The sequence below is a fragment of the Candidatus Neomicrothrix sp. genome (genome assembly GCF_035329545.1).
Classification (GTDB): Bacteria; Actinomycetota; Acidimicrobiia; order Acidimicrobiales; family Microtrichaceae; genus Microthrix; species Microthrix subdominans.
The window spans coordinates 21,640-31,318 of the sequence record NZ_DAOLGP010000041.1 but is presented as its reverse complement, the minus strand read 5'-3'; the positions used below and the strand labels follow the sequence as shown (position 1 = coordinate 31,318).

The window sequence follows — 9,679 nt, the reverse complement described above, 5'->3', positions numbered from 1 at the left end:
CCGGCCGGTCACCTAAATGCGGTTATAACGCCCCCGAGAAGTGCGGAACGTCAGCTTGATGGAGCTTGGCTGCCTCGGGCGGTTTTCCGGCGACTCGTGTGAGGAGATCCTCGGGATCTCCGATGCCGCAGCCACCCTGCGCCGTCTCTGTCGCGAAGAGGTGGTGTTGTTTGCGCTCGATCAGCACGGCGACTGGTATCGGCTGCACCCGTTACTGCGGCGTTGGCTTTGCTCCCGGCTTCGCAGCCAGAACCGCGGCCGCTGGAGCGAGATCCAGGTGGCGGCTGCCCGTTGGTGGGAGCGCCAGGGCGATGCCGACCTCGCCATCGAGCATGCGGTGACCGGCGAACAACTCGACCTGTGCGAGGAGCTGATCACCACCCATGCCGGGCTCTACGCCGTGCGAGGGATGTACACCACGGTGCAGCGTTGGCTGGCGAACCTCGGTGATGCCCGGGTGCGCTCATCACCCCGGCTGCGCATCGTTGCGTCGACCATTGCCGTGTACCTCGGCGACGGCGAGGCGGCGTTGCGCTGGGCGCGACTGGCTTGGGAAGAGCTCAACAGCACCGAGGTGAGCGCAGCTCACACCGACAACCTCACCATGCTCCAGGCGGAGGCGCTTCGAGCCGGGCTGGAAATGCTCCCTGCAGCGGAGGTCCTCCCGCTTGCCTCCCATGCCTATCATCTGCTGCCGGCCGGCCCTTTCAAAGCGATCGCGGCCGTGGTACTCGGCGCCAACCGTTACATCGCCGGCGATGAACGGGCAGACGACACGCTGCGCCAAGCGCTGTTCGAGAACGACGTCGGCGACTGGTCGATCCTGAACGCCATGGCGGCAGGGGCACTGGCGATCGTGCTCGACCTCGAAGGTCAACGCGACGAGGCCGCCGGGCTCAGCACCCGAGCGCTCAAGCTGCTTGCGACGCGGCCCGGCGAGACGTATCCGGCGACCGGGCTGACCATGGCCATCGCGTCGCTGTTCGATGCTCGGGCGGGGCGCCAACAGCAGGCGGCCGAGCGCATTGCGCTCAGCCGCACCCGGCTCGACGCTCTGGACAACTGCGCTCCCTGGTACCGGATCCTCGGGCTGGTCACGCTGGTCCGCACCTGCCTGCTGCTCGACGATGCTCAGACGGCGCTCAAGCTGCTCCAACAACTCGAGCTGAGCATGGTGATCCAGGATGAAACCACGCCGTTCGCGAAACATGTCGACGGGCTCCACGACAGGGTCCAAGCCGCCAACGAGCTGAGCGCCGAACGGTTGTGGTCGCTCACCGCGGCCGAGCTGCGCGTCGCCCAGTACCTGCCCACCAACCTCAGCCTGTCCGACATCGCCACCCGGCTGTACGTCTCGCGCAACACGGTCAAGAGCCACGCAGCGGCCATCTATCGCAAGCTGGGCACCAGTTCGAGGGGCGAGGCGGTGCGGCTGGCGCGAAGCGCCGGACTGATCGGCGACACTCCTCCCAGCGACTGACCGACGACCGGCTACTGCGCCGCACAGCCCTGAGGCAGCCGACGCAGCCAGCATACCCCTCGGGGTATGCTGGAAGCCTTGTACAGCCGATTGCGGAGCACACCATGGATCAACCCGAACGTCAGTCCCATTGGGACGATCGATATCGCACCTCCGGCGCGGACTCCGTCAGTTGGTTCGAGGCCGAGCCTCGCCTGTCGCTCGAACTCTTCGACCTCGTCGGGGCGACGCCGGCGAGTTCGGTCATCGACATCGGTGGCGGCGCCTCCTCGCTGACGGCCACCCTGCAGCAGCGGGGGTTCGCAGACCTGACCGTGCTGGACGTGTCCGCCGAGGCGCTCGACGCATCGCGACGCAACGTCGACAGCCCCGACGAGATCACCTGGATCCGCGCCGACCTTTTGGACTGGTCACCCGCTCGCCGCTGGAACGTGTAGCACGACCGTGCCGTGTTCCACTTCCTCACCGACGCCGACGACCGCCGCCGCTATCGCGAGTTGCTCCTCCGGTCCATCGAACCGGGAGGGTCTGTGATCCTCGCCACCTTTGCCGAGGACGGCCCCTCGACCTGTTCGGCCCTTCCCGTGGAGCGCTACAGCGCTGACCGACTGCTGGCCGAGATCGGCTCCGGATTCATCGAGGACGGACACGGCAGGTTTGAGCACGTCACCCCAAGCGGTGGGGTTCAACCGTTCACTTGGGTCGCCGCAACGGTCGACGACGCCTGAGCGCCACACGCGAACGACTCGGTTAACCGAACTGCTTGGTTCTCGTCGAGGGCGAGGGTTGCGACGACCCGACCGAGTTTCGAGCACCGCCCATCGACCAGTGGGCCGCCGCCACCGTGATGACCAACACCAACACAGCGCCCGCCTGATGGGCCACCCCCAAACCCACCGGAACGGCGTGCAACAGGGTGAACACCCCGAGCAGGAACTGCACTGCCACGGCCGACTCGAGCGCAATCGCGTAGTGCCTCGCCCCCGCTCGGAACAGCTGGGACGCCACGACGAGCGCTGCCACGGCGACGACCACCGCCAACCAGCGGTGCAGGAACTGCACCGCTACCGGGTTGTCGACCAGGTTCGACCAGACCGGCGACAACTCCGTGAGGCCTGGAGGTAACCAGGAGCCCCGCATCATGGGCCAGGTGTTGTACATCCACCCTGCGTCCAGCCCGGCGACGAACGCCCCCAGGGTGATCTGCACACCGAGGAGCACAGCAAAGGGCCACACCCAACGGACCGGGCGCCCCGTGACGGCACTCCGCCCTGCGGCAAGCGCCCGCAGGTCGAGAGCCGTCCAGATCAGTCCCACCAGCAGGACGAGGGCGGTGGTGAGGTGCAGCGCCAACCGCTCGTGGGCCACGTCGGGACGATCCACCAGCCCGCTGGCCACCATCCACCAGCCGATCAGGCCCTGCAGCCCGACCAGCAGTACCAGCCCTCCCAGGCGGCGCGCATAACCCGGAGGGACGGCCCGCCTAGCCAGGAACCACAGGAATGGCACGACCAGCGCCAACCCCAACAGCCGACCCAACAGGCGGTGCAGGTACTCCCAGAAGAAGATGCCCTTGAAATCGCCAACGGTCATGTCGGCATTGATCTTCTGGAACTCGGGGGAGGTCTTGTAGGCGTCGAACTCGGCGTTCCAGTCGGCTTCGCTCAGCGGCGGAACCACGCCACCCACCGGCTCCCAGTTCACCATCGACAGACCGGACTGCGTCAGGCGGGTGGTGCCACCCACCACGATCATGACCAGCACCACCGCTGCGATGACGAACAGCCACACGCTCAGTTGCCCGGGCCGGGCACGGTTGAGCGCCGGTGGTTCTCCGGTGTCGGGTGCGGGTTGTTGGCGTGCCACCTCGGGGGCATCCAGTGTCCGATCAGGCATCACGTCCGTCCGGCTCGTAGGCACAGGTCGGGTCCTCCCCCAGCGGATCGCCGGTGACCGCGTAGGCGTGCGAGCGCGATCCGCCGCACACCTCCCGATACTCGCAACGACCGCACTTGCCTCCTAGCTGCGTCGGGTCGCGCAGCGATGCCAACAGCTCGGATTTGCGGTAGATCTCGGTGAAGGGCGCCCGGCGGATCGAACCTGCCGACACGGGCAGGAAGCCGCTGGGATACACCGCGCCGAGATGATCGACGAAGGCGAAGCCGCGCCCGGCGTTGACGTCCAGCGGCGGGCGTCGGGGGCCGGAACCGCCGCGTTCGATCGTGGCCGGACTGGGGGCCGCAACAGAGCGAACGGGCGCGTCGCGAAGGAGACGTCCGAGCGGGCCGGGTCGATAGTCGGGAGGCTCACCACCAGCATCGGCGCGTTGCAGCATCACCCGCCTGAAATGCGGCGCCTCGGTGGTCTTGACCGGCACGCGGTCGGCCACCGAGGCCAGCCACATCAGCACGTCCTCGACACCTTCGGCATCCAGCGCCGTCAGCTGTTCACCTCGGCCGGTCGGCACCAGGAAGAACACACTCCACAACCCGGCCCCAAGCTCGACAACCGTGTCGAGCAGCGCCGGCAACTCGTGGGCATTGTCCTTGGTGACGGTCGTGTTGATCTGCAGTCGAAACCCGGCGGCACGCACGTTGGCCGCCGCCTCGATCGTGTCCGCATGCACGCCGTCGAAGCCTCTGAACGCATCGTGGGTGGCGGGCGTGGCGCCGTCGAGCGACAGCGAGACCGCCGACGCCCCGGCGGCGCGCAGCTCGGCCAGCGCCTCGGAGGTCAACCGCGGCGTGACCGACGGGGACAGCGCCATCGGAAGACCCAGCCCGTGGCCGTGGCGCACCAGCTCGGCCAGGTCGTCACGCTCGAAAGGGTCGCCTCCGGTGAGCACCACGATGGGGCGGGGAGCGCCCAGCGACGCCAGGTCGTCCAGAAGAGCCTTCCCCTCGTCCGTGCTCAGCTCGAGGGAGTTGCGCCGCGTGATCGCATCGGCCCGGCAGTGGGCACACGCCAACGCACAGGCCCGGGTGACCTCCCAGATGACGATGAACGGCCGGTCGGCCGGGTCCAGATGCAAGGTCCGAACCGCGCTGCGGGTTGAGGGCGAAGCCGTCGAGGGCTGGGTCATCATCGTGCCTCCTCGTTGAGTGCCAGTTGATCGATCATGGTCTCGGCGCCGCGTTGCCCGGCGGCGATGCAGCTGGAGATGCCCAGCCCGTCGTAGGCGGCACCGGCCAGTGCCAATGCGGGCCGCTGCGCCAGCGCGGACCGCACCACGGCCAGCTTCTCCAAGTGCCCCACTTCCAGCTGCGGGAGGGCATGCGGCCACCGGTACACCTGGGCCTGGATGGGCACTCCGGTCAGCCCGGTGGCACGCCGGAGCTCGTCAACCATCTGCCCGACGAGCTGCTCGTCGGGCAGCGACGCCACCCGGTGCTCCCCCACCCGTCCCGCCGAAAGCCTGAGCAGGGCATGGTCGGGGTGGCGCAGGTGCGGCCACTTGGTGGACAGAAACGTGGCCGCCTTCATCAGCGTGCCCGCCTTGGCAGGGGTGAGTATCCCGGTTGCCCGGAGGGCCTCACACGAGGCCGCTTCGGAGGCATCCCAGGCCACCGCGACCGTCGCCACCGAGGCGGTTCGTAGCGTGCCGAGGGGCGCGGCGTCCTCGCCCAGCAGCGGTTGCAGCAGGCCGAGGGCAGGTGCGGCCGGGAGCGCCAGGACCACCCCGTCGAAGTCCCTCTGATCGGCGCCGGCGGCGATCAACCGGTAGCGGGAACCGCTGGGCTCGATGGCGTCGACCGGCGTGGCCAACCGCACGTCGACGTCGGTTCCGGCAAGGAGGCCCTCGATCAACGTCGACAACCCGCCGGGGAAGGTGACGAAGGACGGTGGCGAGTGACCGGACCTGGCGGAACCCAACAGCAGCGACCGGTTGCGCGTCGCCTTGGCGGCGAGCATCGGGGTGGCCGCCCGCATGCTCAGCCGATGCACGTCCCCGGAGTGCAGGCTCCCCAGCACCGGGTCGACCAGGCGGTCGGTCACCTGGTCGCCAAAACGACGGCCGATGAACGCGCCGACCGAGACATCGGTATCGGCGCCGACATGTTGTTCGGGGGTTGGGGGCAACAGCGGCTCCAACCCGGCGCGGGCCATGCCGAGCGGCGACAGAGCACCCGAGCGCACGATCGGCCACATTCGGGTCGGGCCTGCCGGGCCCATGCCGGCGGGCAAGCGCCGACGCTTCACGCCGTCCCAAATCCAGGCGAAGCTGGCCTCGGCGGTCACCAGTTGGTCGGTGAGACCCAGTTCGTCGAGTAGCTGTGCGTTTGGGCCGGCGAGATGAAGCGACTCGGCGCCAACATCAACGGCGTGGCCGAGGAACTGCTCGGTGCGCACCTGACCACCGAGCCGACCGCCGGATTCGTACAGGGTGACGGCGTGCCCAGCGCCGACCAGCCGACGTGCGGCCACCAACCCGGTGATACCCCCGCCGATCACTGCGATCGAAGCTTGCATCATAGGAAGGGAAACCTCCCGGATTCTGTGCCGGGACGACTGCCGTCGTGCCCATGACGGAACCTACCGGGCGCCCGCCGGCAACTCGATACCAAGCGTTGGTGCCACCAGGCACAGACACACCGGCCCTACGCTCGACGCAATGCCCGACGAGCTGAACACCCAGACGATCGACGACGCTGCTGCACGTCTGGCCGGGGTGATCCACCGCACCCCACTCGAGCTGAGCGAGCGCTTGACCAGCGCCCTCGGGGTCCCGGTCCTCCTCAAGCGCGAGGACCAACAGATCGGCCGCTCCTACAAGGTGCGGGGCGCCTACAACCTGATCTCGACGCTCAGCCCGTCCGAGCGACAGCGAGGCGTCGTGTGCGCCAGTGCGGGCAACCACGGTCAAGGCGTGGCGTTCGCCTGCAAGCAACTCGCCATCCACGGCAAGGTCTTCCTGCCATCCAACACGCCGCGCCAGAAGCGCGACCGCATCCAAGCGCTCGGCGGCGAGTGGATCGAACCGGTGGTCATCGGCAGTTCGTACGACGAGGCCAGTGCGGCCGCCCACGCCGACAGCCGCCGCACCGGCGCCGTCTACGTCCACCCCTTCGACGACCCGCGCACGATCGCCGGCCAGGGCACGATCGCCATCGAGCTCGCCGAGCAGAGCGACCGGCCGATCGACACGGTCGTCGTGCCGATCGGCGGCGGTGGCCTCATCTCGGGCATCGCGCTCTGGTTCGCACTGCATCATCCCGCGATCCGGATCGTGGGAGCGGAGCCGGCCGGTGCTGCGAGCATGACCGCCGCCCTCACCAGGGGCGCACCTGTCGCCCTCGCCGAGGTCGACACGTTCGTCGAGGGAGCAGCGGTCGGCAGCGCCGGCGAGATCACCTACCCGCTGGTGCGTGACCTGGTCGACGAGGTGGTGACCGTGCCCGAAGGGGCGGTGTGCACCGAGATGATCGACCTCTACCAATCCGAGGGCATCGTGGCCGAGCCCGCCGGCGCCCTGGCATCGGCCGCCGTTCGTGCATTTCTCAACCACCGTCCGGAAGGTCCGGTGGCCTGCATCGTGTCGGGCAGCAACAACGACCTCAGCCGGTATGCCGAGGTGATCGAGCGGTCGCTGGTCCACGAGGGCCTCCGCCACTACTTCCTCGTCACGTTCCCGCAGGAGCCGGGTGCCCTTCGCCACTTCCTCGACGATGTGCTCGCCCACGGGGAGGACATCGTCGTGTTCGACTACGTGAAGAAGAACAACCGCTCGACCGGCCCGGCGCTGGTCGGTATCGACATCGAGCGCGCCGAGGACTTCGGCGCGCTCCTCAAGCGCATGGATCAGAGCCCCCTCACCATCGAGCAGGTCGAACCCGGCTCCCCGCTGTTCGCCTTCCTCTTCTGAGCCCGTCCGACGAGTTCACAAGCGGCCGGCCGGTATCACTCGACTCCGGCCACCAGCTCCGCAGCCGACGCCTGGATGTGCTCGAGGAGTCCGTCGGGGTCGTCGACGACGTCGGGGTCGACCGTGATGCCAACCCCAAGCTCGTCGCCGTAGGACAGCACCCCGATGATCAGCGCGATATTGCCGACGCCGGTGATGAACGGGTGCACGGCCAACAGTTTCGAGCCAAGCAGGTACATAGGCACGGGTGAACCGGGAACGTTGGTGACGGCCAGGTTGGCGAACGGCTGGCGGGCCAGGGCAAGTGGTCCCAGCTGACGAAGCAGCGTCGGTGGCACCACGTCAACCACCGAGAACAACGACGAAACCATCGACGAACCTGCGCCCTGCTTGTGGCGCACCATGTCGTCGTGGATCTGGGCCAGGCGGTCAAACGGGTCGGCAGTGGCGACGGGAAGCTCGGCGACCAAAGCCGAGAAGGCGTTGCCGGTGCCCTCTTCTCCGTCCTCGGGGGATCCCACCGGAACCAACACGCGGGGCGGCTGCTCGGCCAACTCGGCTGAACGTTCATCGCCGAGGTGACGCCGCAGAGCACCGGCCACCACGGCCAGCACGACGTCGTTCAGCGTGGTACCGGCGCCCCGCTTGACCGCCTGCAGACCGGGCATCGACAACGACGCCCACAGCACGTCGCGATGGCGACCCACCTGGCCGCTGAGCGGGAGTGCCGGCGCTGTCTTGACCCCGCCGGCCAGGCCGCCGGCCACCGCACGAAGCATGCCGGGCACCCTGCGGGGATCGAACAGCGAGGCGAGGGGGCCGATTGCTCCGATGGCCATCTCGCCCTGACGCCGCGCACGAACCATCAGGGCCTCTGCCAGGAGCCGGTCGTCGCTAGGTGACGACTCCGGGGTCCACGGGACCGCATGGTCGGGATGCTCTTGGGGCTCGAAATCCATCAGCAACATCGCCGCACCGAACAGCGACATCCCATCGGCCAGCACATGATGCACCCGCAGCACAAACGCCACCTGGTCGTCGTCGACCCCATCGACGAACCACGCGTCCCACAACGGCCGGGAAGGGTCCAGCGAACCCGATAGCAGGTCGCCGACGAAGCGACGCAGGGCGGCCTGACCCCCCGGCGCCGGCAGTGTCGCCCCCTTGACGTGATGGGCGATATCGAAGCGATCGTCATCGACCCACATGGGCCGGCCAGCATCGAACGGGATCCGAGCAAGCCTCTGGCGGAAGCGAGGCGACTGCTGCAGGCGTGCCGCGACGTGGGAACGAATCGCGTCGAGACGAAGCCTGCCGTCATCGGCCCGCAACGCGGCCGCCTCAAAGAAGCACACCGCTCCGATCTGGAGCTGCGCCTCCGGGTCACTGACATAGAGAAGCGTTGCGTCCGAAGCGCTGAGGGGCTCGCGTGCCACAGCAGCTACGCCCCGCCGGATCCGTTGCTCGCTGCCAGCGTCAGCGCCGGCTTGGCAGGCGAACGGCCGCCGACCTCGTCGACAAACTCGTTGACGCAGACGGTGAGGCGCTCGGGGAACAGGCGCAGCTCAACCGGCGACCGCGCACGTTCCATACGGGCGTTCGGCAGCTGGTTCACCAGGTTGACCGCGTCGCTGAACGGGTGGATCAGGTCGTTGCTGTGGGCGAGCACCAACGTCGGGGCCTTGATGCGCAACCGAGCTTCGAGGGTGGGCGCCACGGGGCCCACCAGCACCCCGTGCAGGATCGCCGCCATCACCTCGGGTGGAAGCGATCCGGCGTGCATGAGGGAATTGACCGGGCCCCACGGTGTCCTGGGCAGCCGCCTGACCGCAGCAGAGGTAAACCGCATGACTCGAGCCCCGTAGTGGGCAGCGAGCAGCATGGGCACGAAGGCCAACGCAGCGGAAGGTACCGCCCATTCCAGCACGGGCATCTCCAACACCAGGCCCTGCACGCGTTCGGGGTGCGCAGCAGCGGCAAAGAGGCTGACGTTGGCGCCCAGCGACAGCCCGCCCAACACGGCGCCCTCAACTCCCAGGTGGTCGAGCAGGCCGATGACCTGCTCCGCATAACTGTCGATTCGGTACTCGGCGGCATGGGCGGGGCAGTCGCTGCGGCCGTGGCCAAGGAGGTCCAGCAGTACCACCCGGTTTCCTCGGTCGGCCAGAGCGTCGGCAATGCCTCGGTTGAGGTTCGAGTCGAGCAACAACCCGTGCATGTAGACGACGAGGCTGTCGCCCGAGCCGTATTCGTCGTAGACCAGCCGGTGGCCCTCGTGTTCGAAGCTGGCCGTGCGATACGTCATTCGTGCCCCTCGCCGTTCCCTCTGTCGCGGA

Annotated in this window: 9 protein-coding genes; 4 read left to right on the top strand and 5 right to left on the bottom strand. The window is 68.3% G+C overall.

Annotation, left to right across the window (positions count from 1 at the left end; translation table 11 throughout):
- The first annotated feature begins 58 nt into the window (after positions 1-58).
- From PKD89_RS17120 to PKD89_RS17110, 3 genes are all read left to right on the top strand, one after another.
- Entirely contained in the window at positions 59-1,480 is a 1,422-nt protein-coding gene (locus PKD89_RS17120) for a helix-turn-helix transcriptional regulator (RefSeq protein WP_289011012.1), read from the top strand.
- Between the two features lie 104 nt (positions 1,481-1,584).
- Positions 1,585-1,917: a class I SAM-dependent methyltransferase gene (locus tag PKD89_RS17115; protein WP_289011011.1), complete on the top strand. Its 333-nt coding sequence runs from the start codon at positions 1,585-1,587 to the stop codon at positions 1,915-1,917.
- Positions 1,918-1,929: 12 nt separating this feature from the next.
- A complete protein-coding gene (locus tag PKD89_RS17110; protein WP_289011010.1) occupies positions 1,930-2,208 on the top strand; it encodes a hypothetical protein in 279 nt (92 codons plus the stop codon).
- Positions 2,209-2,230: 22 nt separating this feature from the next.
- Here the strand turns inward: PKD89_RS17110 and PKD89_RS17105 are convergent, their stop codons facing one another.
- Genes PKD89_RS17105 through hemG form a run of 3 tightly spaced genes read right to left on the bottom strand, consistent with a single transcriptional unit; the run spans position 2,231 to position 5,950 of the window.
- Entirely contained in the window at positions 2,231-3,376 is a 1,146-nt protein-coding gene (locus PKD89_RS17105) for a COX15/CtaA family protein (RefSeq protein ID WP_287380345.1), read from the bottom strand.
- A complete protein-coding gene (locus PKD89_RS17100) occupies positions 3,369-4,562 on the bottom strand; it encodes a TIGR04053 family radical SAM/SPASM domain-containing protein (RefSeq protein ID WP_349257376.1) in 1,194 nt (397 codons plus the stop codon). The genes PKD89_RS17105 and PKD89_RS17100 overlap by 8 nt, the downstream gene beginning before the upstream one ends.
- The gene (hemG, locus tag PKD89_RS17095; protein WP_289011009.1) at positions 4,562-5,950 is read right to left on the bottom strand and encodes a protoporphyrinogen oxidase; all 1,389 of its coding nucleotides are present in this window, start codon (positions 5,948-5,950) and stop codon (positions 4,562-4,564) included. The genes PKD89_RS17100 and hemG overlap by 1 nt, the downstream gene beginning before the upstream one ends.
- Positions 5,951-6,092: 142 nt before the next feature.
- On the opposite strand from hemG, the gene ilvA reads away from it, so the two are divergent.
- A complete protein-coding gene (gene ilvA, locus PKD89_RS17090) occupies positions 6,093-7,343 on the top strand; it encodes a threonine ammonia-lyase IlvA (RefSeq protein WP_287380342.1) in 1,251 nt (416 codons plus the stop codon).
- Between the two features lie 35 nt (positions 7,344-7,378).
- On the opposite strand, the gene PKD89_RS17085 is transcribed toward ilvA, so the two are convergent.
- Together PKD89_RS17085 and PKD89_RS17080 are read right to left on the bottom strand one after the other, a co-directional pair.
- Positions 7,379-8,779, bottom strand: a complete 1,401-nt coding sequence (locus tag PKD89_RS17085; protein WP_287390221.1) for a wax ester/triacylglycerol synthase family O-acyltransferase — start codon at positions 8,777-8,779, stop codon at positions 7,379-7,381.
- Between the two features lie 5 nt (positions 8,780-8,784).
- Positions 8,785-9,648: an alpha/beta hydrolase gene (locus PKD89_RS17080; RefSeq protein WP_287380338.1), complete on the bottom strand. Its 864-nt coding sequence runs from the start codon at positions 9,646-9,648 to the stop codon at positions 8,785-8,787.
- Positions 9,649-9,679 lie beyond the last annotated feature (31 nt).

Excerpts from the sequence above, each read along its gene's own strand:
- PKD89_RS17120 (WP_289011012.1), top strand. The coding sequence starts at position 59 with ATGGAGCTTGGCTGCCTCGGGCGGTTTTCCGGCGACTCGTGTGAGGAG.
- PKD89_RS17115 (WP_289011011.1), top strand. The coding sequence starts at position 1,585 with ATGGATCAACCCGAACGTCAGTCCCATTGGGACGATCGATATCGCACC.
- PKD89_RS17105 (WP_287380345.1), bottom strand. The coding sequence starts at position 3,376 with ATGCCTGATCGGACACTGGATGCCCCCGAGGTGGCACGCCAACAACCC.
- PKD89_RS17100 (WP_349257376.1), bottom strand. The coding sequence starts at position 4,562 with ATGACCCAGCCCTCGACGGCTTCGCCCTCAACCCGCAGCGCGGTTCGG.
- hemG (WP_289011009.1), bottom strand. The coding sequence starts at position 5,950 with ATGCAAGCTTCGATCGCAGTGATCGGCGGGGGTATCACCGGGTTGGTG.
- ilvA (WP_287380342.1), top strand. The coding sequence starts at position 6,093 with ATGCCCGACGAGCTGAACACCCAGACGATCGACGACGCTGCTGCACGT.
- PKD89_RS17080 (WP_287380338.1), bottom strand. The coding sequence starts at position 9,648 with ATGACGTATCGCACGGCCAGCTTCGAACACGAGGGCCACCGGCTGGTC.